The 20,232-nt window shown below is 71.8% G+C and carries 18 protein-coding genes; 10 read left to right on the top strand and 8 right to left on the bottom strand.

What is annotated here, in order from left to right; all coding sequences use genetic code 11:
• Positions 1-79 precede the first annotated feature (79 nt).
• Entirely contained in the window at positions 80-1,441 is a 1,362-nt protein-coding gene (locus tag OG413_RS26540; RefSeq protein WP_266809401.1) for an NAD(P)/FAD-dependent oxidoreductase, read from the top strand.
• Between the two features lie 89 nt (positions 1,442-1,530).
• Here OG413_RS26540 and OG413_RS26535 read toward each other — a convergent pair whose 3' ends face one another.
• Together OG413_RS26535 and OG413_RS26530 are read right to left on the bottom strand one after the other, a co-directional pair.
• Entirely contained in the window at positions 1,531-3,066 is a 1,536-nt protein-coding gene (locus OG413_RS26535) for an ATP-dependent DNA ligase (protein WP_266809399.1), read from the bottom strand.
• A 157-nt stretch (positions 3,067-3,223) separates the two neighbouring features.
• Positions 3,224-4,015, bottom strand: coding sequence for a metal-dependent hydrolase (locus tag OG413_RS26530; protein WP_266809397.1), 792 nt, complete (start codon positions 4,013-4,015; stop codon positions 3,224-3,226).
• Positions 4,016-4,153: 138 nt separating this feature from the next.
• Here OG413_RS26530 and OG413_RS26525 point away from each other — a divergent pair, with 138 nt between their 5' ends.
• Together OG413_RS26525 and OG413_RS26520 are read left to right on the top strand one after the other, a co-directional pair.
• Positions 4,154-6,667, top strand: a complete 2,514-nt coding sequence (locus OG413_RS26525; RefSeq protein WP_266809395.1) for an RNA helicase — start codon at positions 4,154-4,156, stop codon at positions 6,665-6,667.
• 61 nt (positions 6,668-6,728) lie between these two features.
• Positions 6,729-7,601: an acyl-CoA thioesterase II gene (locus OG413_RS26520; protein ID WP_266809393.1), complete on the top strand. Its 873-nt coding sequence runs from the start codon at positions 6,729-6,731 to the stop codon at positions 7,599-7,601.
• Between the two features lie 25 nt (positions 7,602-7,626).
• On the opposite strand, the gene OG413_RS26515 is transcribed toward OG413_RS26520, so the two are convergent.
• Positions 7,627-7,881, bottom strand: a complete 255-nt coding sequence (locus tag OG413_RS26515) for a DUF6011 domain-containing protein (RefSeq protein WP_266809391.1) — start codon at positions 7,879-7,881, stop codon at positions 7,627-7,629.
• A gap of 101 nt (positions 7,882-7,982) precedes the next feature.
• On the opposite strand from OG413_RS26515, the gene OG413_RS26510 reads away from it, so the two are divergent.
• Positions 7,983-8,576, top strand: coding sequence for a helix-turn-helix domain-containing protein (locus OG413_RS26510; RefSeq protein WP_266810372.1), 594 nt, complete (start codon positions 7,983-7,985; stop codon positions 8,574-8,576).
• A 14-nt stretch (positions 8,577-8,590) separates the two neighbouring features.
• Positions 8,591-9,184: an N-acetyltransferase gene (locus OG413_RS26505; RefSeq protein ID WP_266809389.1), complete on the top strand. Its 594-nt coding sequence runs from the start codon at positions 8,591-8,593 to the stop codon at positions 9,182-9,184.
• On the opposite strand, the gene OG413_RS26500 is transcribed toward OG413_RS26505, so the two are convergent.
• The 3 genes from OG413_RS26500 to OG413_RS26490 form a co-directional block, all read right to left on the bottom strand.
• Positions 9,154-10,404 carry an amidohydrolase family protein gene (locus OG413_RS26500; RefSeq protein ID WP_266809387.1) on the bottom strand — a complete coding sequence of 417 codons (1,251 nt, stop codon included), beginning with the start codon at positions 10,402-10,404 and terminating at the stop codon, positions 9,154-9,156. The genes OG413_RS26505 and OG413_RS26500 overlap by 31 nt on opposite strands.
• 53 nt (positions 10,405-10,457) lie before the next feature.
• Positions 10,458-11,891, bottom strand: coding sequence for an MFS transporter (locus OG413_RS26495; RefSeq protein ID WP_266809385.1), 1,434 nt, complete (start codon positions 11,889-11,891; stop codon positions 10,458-10,460).
• A 94-nt stretch (positions 11,892-11,985) separates the two neighbouring features.
• Positions 11,986-13,545 (bottom strand): amidase, encoded by a 1,560-nt coding sequence (locus OG413_RS26490; protein ID WP_266809383.1) that lies wholly within the window; start codon positions 13,543-13,545, stop codon positions 11,986-11,988.
• A 151-nt stretch (positions 13,546-13,696) separates the two neighbouring features.
• Here OG413_RS26490 and OG413_RS26485 point away from each other — a divergent pair, with 151 nt between their 5' ends.
• Entirely contained in the window at positions 13,697-14,707 is a 1,011-nt protein-coding gene (locus OG413_RS26485; protein WP_266809381.1) for an Lrp/AsnC family transcriptional regulator, read from the top strand.
• Between the two features lie 32 nt (positions 14,708-14,739).
• The gene (locus OG413_RS26480; RefSeq protein WP_266809380.1) at positions 14,740-15,228 is read left to right on the top strand and encodes a glutathione peroxidase; all 489 of its coding nucleotides are present in this window, start codon (positions 14,740-14,742) and stop codon (positions 15,226-15,228) included.
• Positions 15,229-15,326: 98 nt separating this feature from the next.
• Here the strand turns inward: OG413_RS26480 and OG413_RS26475 are convergent, their stop codons facing one another.
• Complete coding sequence (locus OG413_RS26475) at positions 15,327-16,556, bottom strand: acyl-CoA dehydrogenase family protein (RefSeq protein ID WP_073718814.1); 1,230 nt, start codon at positions 16,554-16,556, stop codon at positions 15,327-15,329.
• A 175-nt stretch (positions 16,557-16,731) separates the two neighbouring features.
• Here OG413_RS26475 and OG413_RS26470 point away from each other — a divergent pair, with 175 nt between their 5' ends.
• Positions 16,732-17,382: a TetR family transcriptional regulator gene (locus OG413_RS26470; RefSeq protein ID WP_266809377.1), complete on the top strand. Its 651-nt coding sequence runs from the start codon at positions 16,732-16,734 to the stop codon at positions 17,380-17,382.
• A 101-nt stretch (positions 17,383-17,483) separates the two neighbouring features.
• Here the strand turns inward: OG413_RS26470 and def are convergent, their stop codons facing one another.
• Complete coding sequence (gene def, locus OG413_RS26465) at positions 17,484-18,029, bottom strand: peptide deformylase (protein WP_266809375.1); 546 nt, start codon at positions 18,027-18,029, stop codon at positions 17,484-17,486.
• A 114-nt stretch (positions 18,030-18,143) separates the two neighbouring features.
• On the opposite strand from def, the gene OG413_RS26460 reads away from it, so the two are divergent.
• Positions 18,144-19,382 carry a MurT ligase domain-containing protein gene (locus OG413_RS26460; protein ID WP_266809373.1) on the top strand — a complete coding sequence of 413 codons (1,239 nt, stop codon included), beginning with the start codon at positions 18,144-18,146 and terminating at the stop codon, positions 19,380-19,382.
• Between the two features lie 34 nt (positions 19,383-19,416).
• Positions 19,417-20,145, top strand: a complete 729-nt coding sequence (locus tag OG413_RS26455; protein ID WP_073718811.1) for a type 1 glutamine amidotransferase — start codon at positions 19,417-19,419, stop codon at positions 20,143-20,145.
• The last annotated feature ends 87 nt before the right edge of the window (positions 20,146-20,232 follow it).

Raw genomic sequence — 20,232 nt, 5'->3', positions numbered from 1 at the left:
CGGTGAGGATGAGGTGACCGGCCCGGAATACGGGGCAGGCGAGCTCAGGACCGCGTAAGCCCGAGAAGGGACGCACACCGTGGCACCACCCAGGATTCTCGTTGTCGGCGCCGGCTTCGCCGGTATCGAATGCGTACGCCGTCTGGAGCGCCGGCTCGCCCCCGGGGAAGCAGAGATCACGCTCGTCACCCCGTTCTCCTATCAGCTGTATCTGCCGCTGCTGCCCCAGGTCGCCGCCGGGGTGCTCACTCCGCAGTCGGTCGCCGTTTCGCTGCGGCGCAGCAGTCGGCACCGCACCCGGATCGTTCCCGGCGGTGCCATCGGCGTGGACACCGCGGCGAAGGTCTGCGTCATCCGCAAGATCACCGACGAGATCGTGAACGAGCCCTACGACTACATCGTGCTCGCCGCGGGCAGCGTCACCCGGACGTTCGACATCCCCGGTCTGCTGGACAACGCCCGGGGCATGAAGACACTCGCCGAGGCCGCCTACGTCCGGGACCATGTCATCGCCCAGCTCGATCTGGCGGACGCCAGTCAGGACGAGGAGGAGCGGGCCTCCCGGCTGCGGTTCGTCGTGGTCGGCGGAGGCTACGCGGGCACGGAGACCGCGGCCTGTCTGCAGCGGCTCACCACGAACGCCGTCAAGTACTACCCGCGGCTGGACCCGAAGCTGATCAAGTGGCATCTGATCGACATCGCTCCGAAGCTCATGCCGGAGCTCGGCGACAAGCTGGGGCTGAGCGCTCTGGAGGTGCTGCGCAAGCGCGGTATCGAGGTGTCGCTGGGGGTCTCGATCGCCGAAGCCGGACCGGAACAGGTGACGTTCACCGACGGCCGGGTGCTGCCCTGCCGCACGCTGATCTGGACGGCCGGGGTGGCGGCCAGCCCGCTGATCGCCACGCTCGGCGCGGAGACGGTACGCGGCCGGCTCGCCGTGACACCCGAGCTGAAACTGCCGGGCTCGGACGGGGTGTTCTCGCTCGGTGACGCCGCGGCGGTGCCGGACCTGGCCAAGGGCGACGGCGCGATCTGCCCGCCGACCGCCCAGCACGCCATGCGCCAGGGCCGCACGCTGGCGGACAACCTCATCGCGTCGTTGCGTGGCCGCCCGTTGCGGAACTACGTCCACAAGGATCTCGGTCTGGTCGTGGATCTCGGCGGCAAGGACGCGGTGTCCAAGCCGCTCGGCATCGAGCTGAGGGGGCTGCCCGCGCAGGCGGTGGCGCGCGGCTACCACTGGTCGGCGCTGCGGACGAATGTCGCCAAGACCCGGGTGCTGACGAACTGGATGCTCAACGCGGTCGCCGGCGACGACTTCGTACGGACCGGATTCCAGTCCCGCAAGCCGGCCACGCTGCGGGACTTCGAGTACACGGACTCCTATCTGACGCCGGAGCAGATCAAGGAGCACACCGCGTCGGCGGTGATCCGCCACTGACGGCCGGTCCGCCCCGGTCCTACGGCAGGGCCGCGTTCCGCCCTCACGGCGGGACGCGGCCCCGTGTCACGGCCGGGCGCGGCCCTGTGTCAGTTCTGCCGGGAAAGGACCGTTTCCAGGGTGTCCGCCTCCTGCGGCCGCTTGTCCTCGCGGTAGCGCAGCACCCGGGCGAAGCGCAGGGTCACCCCGGCCGGATAGCGGGTGGAGCGCTGGAGTCCGTCGTAGGCGATCTCCACGACGAGTTCCGGGCGCACGGTCACCACGAATCCGTCGTCGCCGGTGGCCAGCTCGCTCAGCCGCTCGGTCTGCCGGCTGAGCATCGTGTCGGTCAGTCCCTTGAAGGTCTTGCCGAGCATCGCGTACGAGCCGTCCGGCAGCCGGGCCCCCAGGTGCAGGTTGGACAGCTTGCCGGTGCGCCTGCCGTGTCCCCATTCGGCGGCCAGCACCACCAGGTCCAGGGTGTGTACCGGCTTCACCTTCAGCCATGAGGCGCCGCGCCGGCCGGCGCTGTAGGGCGCGGTGAGACCCTTGACGACGACGCCCTCGTGGCCGCGTTCCAGGGTGTCGGCGAGGAAGGTCTCGGCGGCCAGGAGGGCTGCCTCGCCGTCCGGGTCGGGCACCAGGGTGCGCCGTACCCGCAGCGCCTCGGGGACCAGCCGGGCCAGTGCCGCGTGCCGGACCGTGAAGGGCAGGTCCAGGAGTGCCTCGCCGTCGACGGACAGCGCGTCGAAGAAGACGGGGACGACCGGGACGTGCGCCGCCGCGCCCGGCACGTCACGCCGGGAGCCCACCCGGGCGGCGGTCTCCTGGAACGGGCGCGGCCTGCCGTCGTCCCCGAGCGCGATCACCTCGCCGTCGAGGATGAACCGGTCCCCCGGGAACCCGGCCACGGCGGTGACCACGTCGGGCAGCCGCTCGGTGATGTCGTCGAGAGTGCGCGTATAGGCGCGTACGCGAGGGCCGTCCCGGTGCACCTGCACCCGGATGCCGTCGAGCTTCTCCTCGACGGCGCACGGCCCGAGCCGCTCGACCGCCTCGGTGACCGAGCGTGCGGTGTGCGCGAGCATCGGCTGGACCGGGCAGCCCACGGTGAGCCGGAAGGCGCCGAGCGCGTCCGGCCCGTCCGCCAGCAGGGCCCGCGCCACGTCCTGGAGCGACCCGGCGAGCATCACGGCGCGCCGCACCTCTGCGGGCGGCGCTTCGGCGGCCCGCGCCAGGGCGTCGACGGCGACGGCGTCGAGCGCGCCCTGGCGTACCTCGCCGGTGAGCAGTGCCCGCAGGAAGTGCTGTTCGTCGGCGGTGGCCGCGCCGAGCAGGGCGCGCAGGCGCTCGCCGCGCACGGCCCGGGAGCCCGTGCCGGACAGGGCGCCGAGCGCGGTGAGCTCGGCGTCGACCCCGGTCACGGTGAGGGTGGGAGCGGCGGCGGGCGGCACCGGGTCGCCCAGCGTGCGCCACCCGATGCCCAGCCGCCCCTGCGGCAGACGGCCCGCGAGGTACGGGATCACGATCGGTACGTCGTCCGGCCCGGCGTCCCGGAACAGCTCGGCCAGCAGGGCCACCTTCCGGTTCCGCGCGGACGTGGCGGCGACCTGGAGGGACACCTGGGCGAGCCGGGCGAGCAGCATGGGTTCATCGTGCTACGCCGCCGGACGGACCGCCCCCGCAGAATCTCCGGCAGGCGGCACATCCCGTGCCCGGACCGGACCGGGCCGCGCCCCCGCCTCCGTACGCCCCCGTCGATCCAGGGCCGCGCCCCGCCCCCGTACGCCCCGTACGCCCCCGTCAGATGAAGTTGAGGGCGGCGGCCCCGCCCACTCCCCCGAGCACCATGAACGCGGGCATCAGCACCTTCAGCTCCACCCAGCTGCCCGCCCGGAATCGCAGGGCCTTCGGCGGTCCGATCGGGTACCAGCGCCTGCGCCCCAGGGGGATCGGCCACAGGATCGGGCAGCCCGAGACGGTGAGCGAGTCGCCGATGTCATGGACGAGGGCGCCCAGCACGATGGGCAGCCCGAGCCACAGGTATTCCTGGCCCGGGGCGTCGAACAGCCAGCCGGAGCCGTTGCCCGGCTTGTCCAGGACGCCCGCCAGGATCCAGGCGCTGGTGGCGCCGAGCAGCCACACCAGGACGTCGCTGGACATCCGGGCGGCGCGCCAGAGCAGGCCCTCGACCGCGAGCACCAGGTGGACGAAGAGGATCGCCAGGACCGCCCAGCGGCCGCCGGTGATCGCGGCGACCGAGGCCCCGCCGCCTATCAGGACCGCCCACAGCCAGGTGTGGGTCAGCGTCCGGTGGCCACCGTTCCTGCGGGGGTCGCCGGGGCCCCTGGTCGCCTTGTAGACCGCGTGCGAGAGCTTGTCGACGATCTCGCACAGGCCGCGCGAGACGGGGCCGAAGGCGCGCGAGATGGTCGCGGACTTGTGGTCGAGGTCGGGGGCGAGCGCGGCGCCCGCGCAGATCAGCGCCCCGACGACCAGGACGGGCCAGGGCATCGTGTGGCCCGCGGCGGCTGCCGCCGCGCCCACCCCCAGCCAGGCCGCCGCCCCTGACAGAGAGTGTGCCGGTCCCATCATGGTCGTTCCCGCCCCCAGTACGGTGGTGCGGCCATCGCCGTTGCGGCGCGGCCGAGTTGAGTGGGAAGCGTATCGTCCGTGATCTTCGTGCGGTCCTCCGGTTCCCTCATCGGGGTGGAAGACAGGCAAGATGGGGGCGTGACCCTCATCGATCAGCTGCCCCCGACCGACGACCCCGACGCCCTCTTCGAGGCCTTCTCGTCATGGACGGAGACCCAGGGCATTACCCTCTATCCCGCTCAGGAGGAGGCGCTGATCGAGGTGGTCTCCGGGGCGAACGTGATCCTGTCCACCCCCACCGGCTCCGGGAAGAGCCTGGTCGCGGCCGGTGCGCACTTCACGGCACTGGCCCAGGACAAGGTCACCTTCTACACCGCCCCGATCAAGGCGCTGGTCTCGGAGAAGTTCTTCGACCTGTGCAAGCTCTTCGGTACCGAGAACGTCGGCATGCTCACCGGCGACGCCTCGGTCAACGCCGACGCCCCGGTCATCTGCTGCACGGCCGAGGTGCTGGCCTCCATCGCGCTGCGCGACGGCAAGCACGCCGACATCGGCCAGGTCGTGATGGACGAGTTCCACTTCTACGCGGAGCAGGACCGCGGCTGGGCCTGGCAGATTCCGATCCTGGAACTGCCGCAGGCACAGTTCATCCTGATGTCGGCGACGCTCGGCGACGTAGCGATGTTCGAGGAGGACCTGACCCGGCGCACCGGCCGCCCCACCTCCGTGGTGCGCTCCGCGACCCGGCCGGTCCCGCTCAGCTACGAGTACCGGCTCACCCCGATCACCGAGACGCTGACCGAACTGCTGGACACCCGGCAGTCCCCCGTCTACATCGTGCACTTCACACAGGCGGCGGCCGTCGAGCGGGCGCAGTCGCTGATGAGCATCAACATGTGCACGAAGGAGGAGAAGGAGAAGATCGCCGATCTGATCGGCAGCTTCCGCTTCACCACCAAGTTCGGCCAGAACCTCTCCCGGTACGTACGCCACGGGATCGGTGTGCACCACGCGGGCATGCTGCCGAAGTACCGGCGCCTGGTGGAGAAGCTCGCCCAGGCGGGCCTGCTGAAGGTGATCTGCGGCACCGACACCCTCGGTGTCGGCGTCAACGTACCGATCCGCACGGTGTTGTTCACCGCGCTCACCAAGTACGACGGCACCCGGGTCCGTACGCTGCGCGCGCGTGAGTTCCACCAGATCGCGGGCCGCGCGGGGCGGGCGGGCTTCGACACGGCGGGCTTCGTCGTCGCGCAGGCGCCCGAGCACGTCATCGAGAACGAGAAGGCCGTCAAGAAGGCGGGCGACGACCCGAAGAAGAAGCGCAAGGTCGTCCGCAAGAAGGCTCCCGAGGGCTTCGTCGCCTGGTCGGAGACCACGTTCGACAAGCTCATCCAGTCGGATCCGGAGCCGCTGAGCTCCCGCTTCCGGGTCACCCACACGATGCTGCTCGCGGTGATCGCGCGCCCCGGCAACGCCTTCGACGCGATGCGGCATCTGCTGGAGGACAACCACGAGCCGCGCAGGGCTCAGCTGCGGCACATCCGCCGGGCCATCGCCATCTACCGCTCGCTGCTCGACGGCGGTGTGGTGGAGCAGCTGGACACGCCGGATGCCGAGGGCCGGATCGTGCGGCTGACCGTGGACCTCCAGCAGGACTTCGCACTGAACCAGCCGCTGTCCACGTTCGCCCTGGCCTCGTTCGATCTGCTGGACGTCGAATCTCCCTCGTACGCGCTGGACATGGTCTCCGTCGTCGAGTCGACGCTCGACGATCCCCGGCAGATCCTCGCAGCCCAGCAGAACAAGGCGCGCGGCGAGGCCGTGGGGCAGATGAAGGCGGACGGCGTCGAGTACGAGGAGCGGATGGAGCTGCTCCAGGACGTCACGTACCCCAAGCCGCTGAGTGAACTGCTGTGGCACGCCTACGACGTGTACCGCACGAGCCACCCGTGGGTCGGCGACCACCCGGTGTCGCCGAAGTCGGTGATCCGGGACATGTACGAACGGGCCATGACGTTCACGGAGTTCACCTCGCACTACGAGCTGGCCCGTACCGAGGGCATCGTGCTGCGGTATCTGGCGAGCGCGTACAAGGCCCTTGAGCACACGATCCCCGACGACCTGAAGTCCGAGGACCTGGAGGATCTGATCTCCTGGCTCGGCGAGATGGTCCGCCAGGTGGACTCCAGTCTGCTGGACGAGTGGGAGCAGCTCGCCAACCCCGAGGTGGAGACCGCCGAACAGGCGCAGGAACGGGCCGACGAGGTCAAACCGGTCACCGCCAATGCCCGCGCCTTCCGGGTGCTGGTGCGCAACGCGATGTTCCGCCGGGTGGAGCTGGCCGCGCTGGACCGGGTCCGCGACCTGGGCGAGATGGACGGCGAGTCCGGCTGGGACGCGGACGCCTGGGGCGAGGCGATGGACGGGTACTGGGACGAGTACGAGGACCTCGGCACCGGCCCCGACGCGCGCGGGCCGAAGCTGCTGAAGATCGAGGAGGACCCGGAGCACGGTCTTTGGCGGGTCTGGCAGGCTTTCGCCGACCCGAACGGGGACCACGACTGGGGCATCAGGGCGGAGGTCGATCTGGCGGCGTCCGACGAGGAGGGCCGGGCGGTCGTCCGGGTCACGGCCGTGGGCCAGCTGTGAGCACGTACCCGATGAGGCGGGCGGCCACCGCGGACCGCGCGCGGGAGTGGAGACGAACGGCATGACGAACCCGGCGGAGCGCCTGGTCGACCTTCTCGACCTGGAGCGGATCGAGGTCAACATCTTCCGCGGCCGCAGTCCGCAGGAGTCCCTGCAACGGGTCTTCGGCGGGCAGGTCGCGGGCCAGGCGCTGGTGGCGGCCGGCCGGACCACCGACGGGGAGCGGCCGGTGCATTCGCTGCACGCCTACTTCCTGCGGCCGGGGCGCCCCGGGGTTCCGATCGTGTACGAGGTGGAACGGGTGCGGGACGGCCGGTCCTTCACCACCCGCCGGGTCACGGCCGTCCAGCAGGGCCGGACGATCTTCAATCTGACGGCGTCCTTCCACCGCCCCGAGGCGGGCGGCTTCGAGCACCAGTTGCCGCCGGCTCGCACGGTCCCGGACCCGGACGAGCTGCCGACCGTCGCCGAAGAGGTCCGTGAGCATCTGGGCGCGCTTCCGGAGGCGCTGGAGCGGATGGCCCGGCGCCAGCCCTTCGACATCCGTTACGTCGACCGGCTGCGCTGGACGCGGGAGGAGATCAAGGACGCGGATCCGCGCAGCGCGGTGTGGATGCGCGCGGTCGGCCCGCTGGGCGACGACCCGCTGGTGCACACCTGCGCGCTGACGTACGCGAGTGACATGACGCTGCTCGACGCGGTCCGGATCCCGGTGGAACCGCTGTGGGGCCCGCGCGGTTTCGATATGGCCTCGCTGGATCACGCCATGTGGTTCCACCGGCCGTTCCGGGCGGACGAGTGGTTCCTGTACGACCAGGAGTCGCCCATCGCGACGGGCGGCCGGGGCCTGGCGCGCGGCCGGATCTATGACCGTGAGGGCCAACTGCTGGTGTCCGTGGTGCAGGAGGGGCTGTTCCGGCGCCTGGACGTGTAGGGGTTTCCCCCGGGCCGGGACCGGCTCAGATGCCGGGCAGCGGGTCCTGGTCGACCTCGTGACGGCGGGTGCGGATGTCCGGCGGAGCGGGGTGCAGTTTGGCGTCGCAGGACGGTCCGAGCGCCTTGCGCCGTGACCCGGCGCCGATGAGCGGGCGGCCGCAGAGCCGGCAGCGCACGGGGCGGCGTACGGGACCGCCGTCGGACGTCGCCGTCCCGGCGGCCTCGGCGTTTCCGGCGGTCCGGGGCAGCGGTTCGGGGAAGGGTTCGGCGGACTCCACGGTGTGATCCTCTCAAACGGGGACGGCGGCGAGGAGCGGTGCGCCTTCACAGCGTGTCCCTGATATGGGATATCGTCTCTCAGGTGAGACACGCTGAGGATATGGCCCCCGGCTCCAGCTCCGACACCGACTCCGACTCCGACTCCTTCGATACGGGGCTCGCCCGGCGGCTGGGCGAGCTGCGCGGCGAACGGGGCTGGTCCCTGGACGAACTGTCCCGGCGCAGCGGAGTGAGCCGTTCGACGCTCTCCCGGCTGGAGCGGGGCGAGCTGAGCCCGACCGCCACCCTGCTGGGACGTCTGTGCACGGTGTACGGGCGGACGATGTCCCGGCTCCTGATGGAGGTGGAGGCCGAGCCTCCGCCGCTGGTGACCGTGGATCAGCAGCCCGTGTGGCGGGACGAGGCGGCCGGGTTCGTCCGGCGGTCGGTCTCGCCCCCGCACGCCGGACTGCGCGCCGAGGTCATCGAGTCCACGCTCGAAGCCGGTGCCTCGCTCGCGTACGAGAACGCTCCCGTGCCCGGTGTGGAGCAGCACATCTGGGTGCTGGAGGGGACGGTGGAGATCACCGTCGACGGAACCGCGTACCGCGTGGGCCGCGGTGACAGTCTGCGCTTCCGGCTGCGTGGCCCCTCGCACTTCCACTGTCCGGGCCCGGATCGGGTCCGCTACGCCCTCGTGATCGTTCTGCCGTGAAAGGACCCTGCCCCATGACCGAGATCGTCCCCGTGTCCGGCCCCGAACTGGTCACGTACGCCGATGAGCTGGCCGCCCTCCTGGTGGAGACCGTCGAGGAGGGGGCGTCGGTGGGCTTCCTCGCCCCGCTGGGCCGTGAGGTCGCCGCCGCCTGGTGGCGCGAGCGGGCCGCGGCGGTCGACGCGGGCGGCCTCGGCGTCTGGATCGCCCGCGACGGGGAGCGGGTGGCAGGCACCATCGGTCTGGTCCGGGCTCCGCTGCCGAACGCCCGGCACCGCGCGGAGGTCGCCAAGCTGATGGTCCGCCCGACCGCACGCGGCCGGGGGGTCGGCCGGTCGCTGCTGGCCGCCGTCGAGCAGTGGGCGGCCGGCTCCGGGGTGACGCTGCTGATCCTGGACACGGAAACGGGGAGCCCCGCCGAGCGGCTCTACCGCGCGGCGGGCTGGACCGCGTGCGGGACGGTTCCGGCGTACGCCGGTGACCCGGCGGGGGTGTTGAAGCCGACCACCTTCTACTACAAGGAGGTCGGCTCCCCCGCGCCCGGCCGGCTGGCGGGAGCGGCCGACCGGGCGACGGATCAGGCCGCGAGCCCGTCGACGTCCTTGTAGGCGACACCGTCCTTCATCACGAGCAGGATGTTCTCGGGCCTGCCGAGCGCGTGGATGTCGGTCAGCGGGTTGCCGCGGGCGATGACGACATCGGCGCGCTTGCCGGGTTCCAGGGTGCCGATCTCATGGGCGAGGCCGAGGAGTTCGGCGGCTTCGCTCGTGCCCGCGCGCAGCGCGCCCATGGGGGTCATCCCGCAGTCCACGAGATGGCCGAGCTCGCGCAGATTGGTGCCGTGCTCGGCGATGCCGCAGTCGGTTCCCATGGCCACCCGCACCCCGCGTTCGATGGCGTGCGGGATGTGGGTGCGGGCGACCTCCTGCCAGTGCCTCTTCTTCGCGTACGCCCAGGGCGCCGCCTTCTTCGGGTCCGGGTCGGTGTTGGCCGTGGTGAGGGTCGGGACGAGGAAGGTGCCGCGCTCCAGCATCAGATCGATGGCCTCGTCGTCGATCTCGTAACCGTGCTCGATGCTGGCGACCCCGCCGCGCACGGCGTTGAGGATGCCGCCCCGGCCCTGTGCGTGGGCGGCGACCTTCTTGCCCCGGTGTCCGGCCGCGATCTCGGTGATCGTACGGATCTCGTCCTCCAGGAATCCATCGTCGTCCGGCTGGTCGGTGGGGCTCCACACTCCCCCGGTCGCGGCGACCTTGACGCAGTCGGCGCCCTGGCGCAGCACCCCGCGCACGGCCTTGCGGCACTCCGCGGGTCCGTCGGCGAGGCGGCCCATGGTGCTGTCCACCGCGCCGTCGTTGTTGGCGGCACGGAAGTCGCCGTGGCCGCCGGTCGGGCTGAGCATGGCGACGGCGATCAGCAGCCGGGGGCCGACCAGGAGTCCCGATTCGACGGCGTGCCGGTGCCCGGCGTCGGCTCCGCCGAGGTCGCGGGCCGTGGTGACACCCGCTTCCAGGGTCTGCTTCATCCGGGGCGCCGCCAGGAACGTGAGGAGGCTGCGCGGCATGGTCGCGATCTCCGCGTGGCTCATCGCGGTGCCCGGGGCGGCCATATGGACGTGGCAGTCGATGAAGCCGGGCAGGATCGTGTCGCCCCGCACGTCGATCCGGCGGGTGTGGTCGGGGAGTGCGGGGTGCTCGGCGGTCGGGCCCGCCCACTGGACGGTCCCGTCCACGACGAGCACCGCGCCGTCCCGGACCGGTTCGCCCCCGGTGCCGTCGATGAGCAGGCCGTTGTGCAGGAGTACGGGAGTGGTGGCGGGGGCGGGCATGGCACGGTTCCTTCTCTGGAGAGGGGTGATTGCGGGGTGCGTGCGCGGGGCGCTCAGGGGGCGGTGTCCGCGCGGGGCCGGGCCACGACCGCAGCGGCGACGGCGACCAGGGCCGACACGGCGGCGCAGCACCACCAGACGGTGGTGTAGGCGTCGATGGTCGGGATCTCGGTGCCCTTGAAGGTGATCGCGGTGAGGACGGCGGCGAAGACGGCGCCCGCGACGGAGCCTCCGACGGTCTTCGCGGTGTTATAGATGCCGGTGGCGACGGCCGTGCGCTCCTGCGGGCTGGCGTCGACGATCAGTACGGGCATCGCGCTGAGCGCGAGTCCGATGCCGAGACCCACGACGCCGTTGACGACGACGAACTGCCAGGGCTCGTCATGGGCGGCGATCAGGAAGAGGTAGCCGGCCGCCATCAGCACCCCGCTGAGTGCCAGGGCGCCGCGGCCTCCGATGCGCTTGAAGAGCCGGGCGGCGAACAGTGAGGCCACGAAGGCCATCCCACCGGAGGGGAGCATCAGCCAGGCGATGCCGAGCGCGTCGTACCCGAAGCCGTAGCCCAGCTTCTCGGCGGGCGAGGAGACGAACAGCACGGCGGCGGTCTGGGCGCCGAAGAGGGCGGTACCGAGCAGGAAACTCGCCGCGTACACCGGGAGCAGGGTGCGCCGGACGGTGAGCCGGATGTCGACGATCGGCTCGGCGACCCGGAGTTCGACCAGGACCCAGGTCACCAGGGCGAGCGCGGCGACCGTGAACAGGGTCAGCGTCCACGCGTCGGTCCAGCCCCACTTGGGGCCCTGCGAGATGGCGAGCAGCAGGGTGGCGAGCCCGACGCTGAGGAGCCCCGCTCCGGCCCAGTCGACCTTGCCCCGGGCGCGGGTGGTGGATTCGGGGACGAGGAAGAAGACCACGGCCGCGCACACGGCAGTGGCGGCGGCCGGGATCCACAGGACGCCGTGCACGGAGGAGATGACCTCGCGCAGCAGTCCGGCGATGACCATGCCCGCGCTGGCGCCGAAGGTGAGCGAGCCGACCAGCATGGCGATGGCGCCGCGGCTGCCTGCCGCGTCGAGCCGGTTGCGTACCAGGCCGATCTCCAGCGGGAGGAGGGCGGCGAGGGGGCCCTGGAGGACCCGGCCGACGAGGAGCACCTCGAAGGAGGGTGACCAGGCCACGAGGACGGAGCCGACGGCGAGGCAGAGCACGGCGATGCGGAGCAGTCGCCGGTGGCCGTACATGTCGCCGAGGCGTCCGAAGACCGGTACGGAGACGGCCGCGGCGAGCAGTTGCGCGGCGTTGACCCAGTTGAGGTCACCCGCGCCGACGTTCAGGACGGCGCCGAGCTCCGGCAGGAGCGTCGGCATCATCCCTTGGATGATGCCGCTGGTCAGTTCGACGAAGACGAGGAATCCGACGACGGCGGCGACTCTCGGGCCGTCGGGGCCGGGCGCGCCGGTGCCCTTGACGGGCTGGATACGCGACATGGGTTCTCCACTGGGGAACGGCCGCATCGGAATGCGGCGGTTGAGGCAGGAGGTGAAGCGAAGGGGGTGGGGCGGGTACGGGGAGGCCCCGGCGTCAGCCGGCCGGGCGTGTTCCGGCGTTCAGCAGTGCGTGGGCGACCGCCCGTACGGCGGCCAGATCGGCCGGTCCCGGGGTGATGCCGACGGCGGCCAGTGCGGCCTCGATGCCGGCGGGTTCCGGGGCCTGGGCGGGAGCGGACGGTACGGGGGGCTTCGGGTCGGCCCCGGTGGCGTCCGGGTCTCGGAGCGGGGCGGGCCGGTGCCGGGGGTCGGGCGCGGCCCGGCGCAGATGCCAGGTGGTGACGGACTGGAAGGCCCCGCCCGCGGCGAGCAGGGTGCTCTCCGCGTGGGGGCGGCCGGCCAGTTGGAGGGAGAGCGGCAGTCCGGCCGGGTCCGCGCCCATGGGGAGCGCGAGGGCCGGGAAGCCGGTGGGGTTCCAGATCGCGGTGAGGTTGAGCTCGTCGCCGGGCGCCGCTTCACGCGCGTACGGGCGGGCGGGCGCGGGCCAGGTGGGGGTGGCGATCACATCGACGCCGCCGGGCGAGTCCAGGCGGGCGAGGAGGCGGGCGGTGAGCTGTTCGCGGGTCCGCTGGGCGCGGAGGTAGAGGTGTGCGGGCAGCACTGCCCCGGCGGCGGCCAGCCTGCGGAATCCGCGCCCGTGTCCGTGCCAGTGGGCGGCGAGGCGTTCGCCGTGCACGGCGAACGCCTCGGCGAGCATGGTCACGGCGTTCACGGCAAGCAGGGGGCCGAACTCGGGAAGGTCGAACTCCCGTATCTCCGCGCCGAGTTCCCTCAGTTCACGCAAGGATCGGTGGAAGGCTGTGCGGCACTCCTCGGTGACGCCCGGCCCCTCGACGAGGCCGTACGGGACACCGATGCGGAGACCTCGCACCCCGGCGACCGGGGCCGCGGGCCGCGGCCGTCCGGTGAGCGCGTCGAGCAGCAGGCCGCAGTCGCGGGCGCTCACGGCCATCGGGCCGAGGACGTCCTGCGAGGGGCTGAGCGGTACGCAGCCCTCGGCGGGCAGCAGGCCGTAGGTGGTCTTGAGGCCGGTGGTGCCGCACAGGGCGGCCGGGAGCCGGACGCTGCCGGAGGTGTCGGTCCCGAGGGCGCCGAGGAAGAGTCCGGCGGCGATCCCCGCGCCGTTGCCGGTGCTCGATCCGCCGGTCCAGCGCTCGGGGTCCCACGGGTTGCGGGGCACCGGGAAGGTGTGGGCCGGGTCGGGCCGGCCGATGGCGTACTCGGCCATGGTGGTCTTGCCGAGGACGACCGCCCCGGCGCCGCGGAGCCGGGCGACGGCGGGCGCGTCCTGTCCGTGCCACCAGCCGGGGTCGTGCACGGGACTCTGCGCGGTGGACGGGCCCTCGACGGTGGCGAGGTTGTCCTTCACGGCGAGCGGCAGTCCGTGCAGCGGACCGCGGTCGCCGCTCCGCCGGGCGTCGGCGGCGTCGGCCGCCGCGAGCGCCCGCTCCGGGAAGCGGGTCACGTACACACCGAGCAGCGGGTCGAGCCGTTCGGCGTCACTCAGGGCCGCCTCGACGAGTTCCCGGCTGCCGACGGCACCCGAGCGCAGGCTGTGGACCGCCTCGGTGAGAGTGGTGAAAGGCTGCTGCACGACGCACCTCCGGACGCTGAAAGTGGCTGGATCTGATGGGGTACGGCGATGCTAGTCTCCGATCAAGAGGCGGCCGGGAATTGCTGATCCCTGTCACCGCTCAACATCAAATGCAGCAATTTCCCATGACGGCCCAGGATGCGGATCACCGATGACCGAAACTCTGCCCCCGCTCAGCGAGCTCGATCTGGCCCTGATCAACGCCCTCCAGATCAATCCGCGCGCACCGTGGACCGAGCTGGCCAAGGCCCTGGACGTCGACGCGGCGACGGTGGCGCGGCGCTGGGAGCGGGTGCGGACGGCCGGGCACGCCTGGGTGACGGCCTATCCGTACGGGGACGCCGGCGGCGGTGCGCTGATCGAGATCGACTGCGCGCCCGGTCGGGCGGGGGCGGTGGCGGCGATCCTGTCGGCGGACCCGCACGCGGTGACCGTGGAACACGCGGCGGGCGGACGGGACCTGCTGATCACGGCCATGGCCACGAGCTTCGGCGCCCTCTCGCGGTACATCGTGGACCGGCTCGGCACCGTCCCCGGCATCATCGCGACCCGGGCGCATCTGGTCACCCGCAGCTATACGGAGGGCAGCGTCTGGCGGCTGACGAGCCTGAGCCGCTCGCAGCAGGAGGTCCTGGCCGCGTCCCGGCGGGCGGCGGCGGGCAACTCGAACGAACTTCCCGAGTACGCCGATCTGGTCACCGCGATCGGGGAGAACGGGCGTATGTCGCTGAGCGAACTCGCCGATCAGCTGGGGATCTCGGTGAACACCGCGAGCCGCCGGCTCAACCGGCTGCTGGAGTCCGGGAAGCTGGTGCTCCGCTGCGACCTGGCCCGTTCGCTGTCGGGCTCACCGGTCGCCGTGACGTTCTTCGGGACCGTGGCGGCCGAGCACCTGGACGCGACGGCGCGGGAGCTGGCGAAGCTGCCCGAGATCCGGCAGTGCCTGGGACTTGCCGGGCCGCAGAATCTGATCGCCACAGTCTGGGTATCGTCCCTGGTGGACGCCCAAGCCCTGGAGGTACGTCTGGCCGCCGCCCTGCCCCATCTGCGCATCGCCGACCGGGCGGTCGCCCTGCGCGCGGTCAAGCTGATGGGCAGGCTGCTGGATCCCGAGGGGCGGGCCGTCGGCTTCGTTCCCATGAACCTCTGGGCGTCACAATGAACACCGACGCATTGGACACGAGGAGCGATTCCATGACGCTGCACGACATCCCGCTGCACACCCTCACCGGCGAGCCGACCACGCTGGGCGCCTACAGCGGCCAGGCGCTCCTGCTGGTGAACGTGGCTTCCAAGTGCGGGCTCACCCCGCAGTACGAGGGCCTGGAGCGGCTCCAGAATCAGTACGGGGACCGCGGCTTCACCGTCCTGGGCGTGCCCTGCAACCAGTTCGCGGGCCAGGAGCCGGGCAGCGCGGAGGAGATCCAGACCTTCTGCTCGACGACGTACGGGGTCAGCTTCCCGCTCCTGGAGAAGCTCGACGTCAACGGGGACGGCCGGCACCCGCTGTACGCGGAGCTGACGAAGCTCGCCGACGCGGAGGGCGAGGCCGGGGACGTGAAGTGGAACTTCGAGAAGTTCGTGATCTCACCGGCGGGTGAGCCGGTGGCCCGGATCCGTCCCGGCACCGAGCCGGAGGCCCCCGAGGTCGTCGCGGCCATCGAGGCCCAACTCCCCTCCTGAGCCGACGTCGTGTGCCGCGCGGGAGCGTGCTCCCGCGCGGCACACGGCCGGGCACGTCAGGGCCAAGGGCCCGCCCGTAATCCCCGGCGGGACAGCCCTCAGCGGATCGGCATGCCCGACAGGGTCCGGGCGATCACCAGCCGCTGGATCTCACTGGTGCCCTCGAAGATGGTGTAGATGGCCGCGTCCCGGTGCATCCGCTCCACCGGGTACTCCCGGGTGAACCCGTTGCCGCCGAGGATCTGGATCGCCTGGGCGGTGACCTTCTTCGCGGTCTCGCTCGCGTAGAGCTTCGACATCGAGCCCTCGGCCGAGGTGAACGGCTTTCCGGCGGACGCCATCCAGGAGGCGCGCCAGACCAGCAGACGGGCCGCGTCGATCTGCGTCCGCATGTCAGCGAGCTGGAAGGCGATGCCCTGGTTGTCGATGATCGGGCGGCCGAACTGCGTGCGGGTCTTCGCGTAGTCGAGGGCGACCTCGTACGCGGCGCGGGCGGTGCCCACGGCCATGGCGCCGACGGCCGGGCGGGATGCCTCGAAGGTGGCCATCGCCGCGTTCTTGACGCGCTCTCCGCCACCGGCCCTGGCCCGCTCGCGGGCGCGGGCGAGGCGCTCGTCCAGCTTCTCCTTGCCACCGAGCAGGCAGTGGCCGGGGACGCGCGCGTCCTCCAGGACCACTTCGGCGGTGTGCGAGGCCCGGATGCCGTGCTTCTTGAACTTCTGGCCCTGCGAGAGACCGGGCGTGCCCGGCGGCACGATGAACGAGGCGTGTCCCTTGGAGCCGAGCTCCGCGTCGACGACGGCCACGACGACGTGGACGTTGGCTATGCCGCCGTTGGTCGCCCAGGTCTTCGTACCGTTGAGGACCCACTCGTCCTTGGCCTCGTCGTAGACGGCACGGGTGCGCATCGAGGCGACGTCGGAGCCCGCGTCCGGCTCGGAGGAGCAGAACGCGGCGACCTTCACGTCGTCGGCGTCGCCGTACATCTGCGGGATCCAGGTGCCGATCTGCTCCTCGGTGCCGTTGGCGAGGACGCCGACGGCCGCCAGGCCCGTACCGACGATCGACAGGGCGATGCCCGCGTCGCCCCAGAAGAGCTCCTCCATGGCCATGGGGATGCCGAGGCCCGTCGGATCGAAGAACTGCTGGGCGTAGAAGTCGAGGGAGTAGATGCCGATCTTGGCCGCCTCCTGGATGACGGGCCAGGGCGTTTCCTCACGCTCGTCCCACTCCGAAGCGGCCGGACGGATCACGTCCTCGGCGAAGCCGTGGAGCCAGTCGCGGACCTGCTTCTGGTCGTCGTTGAGATCAAGCGTGAACTCGGCCATGTTCCCCTCCATGCACTGCCGTCAAAAGCGTGCGTTACTTGCGGTAACAACAGTCTGTTACCGGCAAGTAGCCCCTGTCAACAGCCAAGATGCCGATCGGCACCGTCCCGGGGCAGGGTGTTACGTTGCCCCGGCGTGAAGAAACTGCAAGGCCAGGGGTGGGGAGAGACACGACATGGAGACCACGCGACAGGCCGAGCGGCAGCGCAGCGCGGCCGAACGCCGCCGCCGCGAGTTGTTGGAGGCCGCGGACCGGGTGGTGCTCAGGGACGGGCCGAAGGCGTCGATGAACGCGATCGCCGCCGAGGCCGGGATCACCAAGCCCATCCTCTACCGCCACTTCGGGGACAAGGGCGGGCTCTACCGCGCACTCGCCAAACGGCACACCGACGCGCTGCTGAGCGCGCTGCGCTCGGCGCTCGACGCACCGGCGGAGCGCCGTGAACGGGTGGAGGCCACGCTCGACACCTACCTCGCCGCGATCGAGGCCCGCCCGCAGGTCTACCGCTTCCTGATGCACCCCTCCGACGACGCCGCCCCCTCCCCCGAGCAGGGCTTCGACGTCGGCCGGCACTCCGCGCCCCTGCTGCGCCGCCTCGGCGAGGAGCTCGGCAAGGTCATCGCCGAGCGGGTGGACCTGGGCCCGGACAGCGAACAGATGGCGCGCATCTGGGGCCACGGCATCGTCGGCATGATGCACGCGGCGGGCGACTGGTGGCTGGGCGACCGGCCCTGTTCCCGCGCCCAGTTGGTGCGCAGCCTCGCCGATCTGCTGTGGGGCAGGCTGGCCGGGGCGGGCGACCGGCCCGGCGGCCCCGGCTTCTGACCCCGGCCCGGCGGACCCGGTTCCCGGCCCCGGCCCGGCGGACCCGGTTCCCGGCCTCCGCCCGGCGGTCCCGGCTTCCGGCCCCCGCCCGGCACCGCCGCTCAGCCGCCGCTCGCCCAGGGCGCCCGCCGCGCCGCCCGCAGCGCCCTGGCGCGGCGCAGCCCGGTCAGCCGGTCGGTGTAGACCGTGCCGCCGAGGTGGTCGCACTCGTGCTGGAGGCAGCGGGCGAACCAGCCCGTGCCGGTGATCCGCAGCGGTTCCCCGGTCATCGTGAACCCTTCGACGACCGCGCGGTCGAAGCGTGACGTACCCGCCTCGATACCCGGAAGTGAAAGACACCCTTCCGGTCCGCGTACGGTAAGGCCGTCCGCCTCGACCAGTTCCGGATTGACGATGTGCCCCAGGTGCCGGACATCGTCGTCGTCCGGACAGTCGTAGACGAACACCTTGAGCGGGACGCCGATCTGGTTGGCGGCGAGCCCGACACCCTGCGCCGCGTACATGGTGGCGAACATGTCCTCGACCAGCCTGGCGAGCGGGGGCCCGAAGTCCATGACGTCCTCGCAGGCGCTGTGGAGCACCGGGTCGCCGAGCAGACTCATGGCACGGATGAGTCCGGAACTGCCGGGGATCGGGCGGTTTCGCATGCCGGCAAGCGTACGTTCCGCCGCGGCCACGGACTTCCCGTGGTGCCGCGGTGCGGTCGTCGCACCGGACATCGATAGGCTGGGCGCGGACCGATGCAAGGAGGATCTAGGACGATGGCAGGCAACACGGAGCCGTTGTCGCCGCGGGCCAAGCTGGCCGTGACGGCGGGCAAGGCCGCGGCGGCGGTGTCGCGCGCCGCGGGGCGCGGCAGCGGATCGGTGATCGGCGGCCGGGTGGCGCTCAAGCTCGACCCCGACCTGCTGGGGCGGCTGGCGCAGCACCTGGACGTGATCCTCGTGTCGGCGACGAACGGCAAGACGACCACCACACGGCTGATCGCCGAGGCACTGCGGGCCGCTGGGCCCGTCGTGTCGAACGCGCTCGGCGCGAACATGCCCGCGGGCATCACGTCGGCGCTGGCCGGCGGCTCGGACGCGAAGTACGGCGTGATCGAGGTCGACGAGAAGTACCTCGCCGGTGTCGCACGCGACACGACGCCCAAGGTGATCGCGCTGCTCAATCTCTCCCGCGACCAGCTGGACCGCGCGGCGGAGACCCGGATGCTCGCGGAGCACTGGCGCGAGGGGCTGTCCGGCTCGAAGGCCGTGATCATCGCCAACGCCGACGACCCGCTGATCGTGTGGGCGGCGTCCTCCTCCCCCAATGTGGTGTGGGTGGCGGCCGGTCAGGCGTGGAAGGACGACGCGTGGTCCTGCCCGTCCTGCGGCGGTGTGATGCAGCGGCCGGGCGACGACTGGTTCTGCGGGCAGTGCGGCTTCCGCCGTCCCGCCCCGAGCTGGGCGCTGAACGGCGACTACGTGCTGGACCCGCACGGTTCGGCATGGCCGATCCACCTCCAGCTGCCCGGCCGGGCGAACAAGGCGAACGCCACCAGCTCGGCCGCCGTCGCGGCCGTCTTCGGCGTGCCGCCGCAGGTCGCCCTGGAGCGCATGTACCAGGTGCAGGCCGTCGCCGGCCGCTATGACGTGGTCTCCTTCCAGGGCCGTGAGCTGCGGCTCCTGCTGGCGAAGAACCCGGCGGGCTGGCTGGAGACGTTCTCCCTGATCGACCCGCCGCCGACGCCGGTGATCCTGTCGGTCAACGCCCGTGGCGCGGACGGCACGGACACCTCCTGGCTGTGGGACGTCGACTACACCCAGCTCGCCGGCCACCCGATCTTCGTGCTCGGCGACCGCAAGCTGGACCTCGCGGTCCGGCTCGAAGTGGCCGGTCTCGACTTCCGGGTCTGCGAGACCCTGGACGAGGCCGTGCAGCTGGCTCCGCCCGGCCGTATCGAGGTCATCGCCAACTACACCGCCTTCCAGGATCTGCGCCGTCGTGTCGGCAACTGACCCCGGCGCCGGCCACCTCCGGAGAGGACGAAGCATGAGCAACAACGGTCTGCGTCTGGTCTGGGTCTACCCCGACCTGCTCAGCACGTACGGCGACCAGGGCAACGCCCTGGTCGTGGAGCGCCGGGCCCGGCAGCGCGGTCTGGACGTGCAGCGCGTCGACGTGCGCAGCGACCAGCCGGTCCCGACCTCCGGCGACATCTATCTGATCGGTGGCGGCGAGGACCGGCCGCAGCGGCTGGCGGCGGAGCGGCTGCGCCGCGACGGCGGGCTGAGCCGGGCCGCGTCCAACGGCGCGATCATCTTCTCGGTGTGCGCGGGCTACCAGATCCTCGGGCACGAGTTCGTCAACGACCTCGGTGAGCGCGAGGCCGGTCTCGGTCTGCTCGATGTGGTGTCCACCCGGGGCGAGGGCGCGCGGTGCGTCGGCGACGTACTGGCGGACATCGACCCGCACCTGGGGCTGCCGCCGCTGACGGGGTTCGAGAACCACCAGGGCGTCACCCATCTCGGCCCCACCGCACGGCCGTTCGCCCGGGTCCAGTTCGGCCGGGGCAACGGGACCGGGGACGGCACCGAGGGCGCGTACAACGACACCGTCTTCGGTACGTACATGCACGGTCCGGTGATGGCCCGCAACCCGCAGATCGCGGATCTGCTGCTGAAGCTGGCGCTCGATGTGAACGCGCTGCCGCCGACGGACGAGCGCTGGTACGACGCGCTGCGCGCCGAACGGATCTCCGCGGCGACACAGCCCGCCTGAGGCAATTTCCGCTCAGCTGAGCGGAGTCCAGCAGGCGGACGCCCGGTTCGGTCCCGCCACCCTGCGCCGGTAGGGTGGCGGGGATCC

The organism is Streptomyces sp. NBC_01433, from assembly GCF_026340105.1.
In the GTDB taxonomy this organism is placed as follows: Bacteria; Actinomycetota; Actinomycetes; order Streptomycetales; family Streptomycetaceae; genus Streptomyces.
Note: the sequence above shows the minus strand (reverse complement) of the source record. Positions and strands in the feature narration are given on the sequence as shown.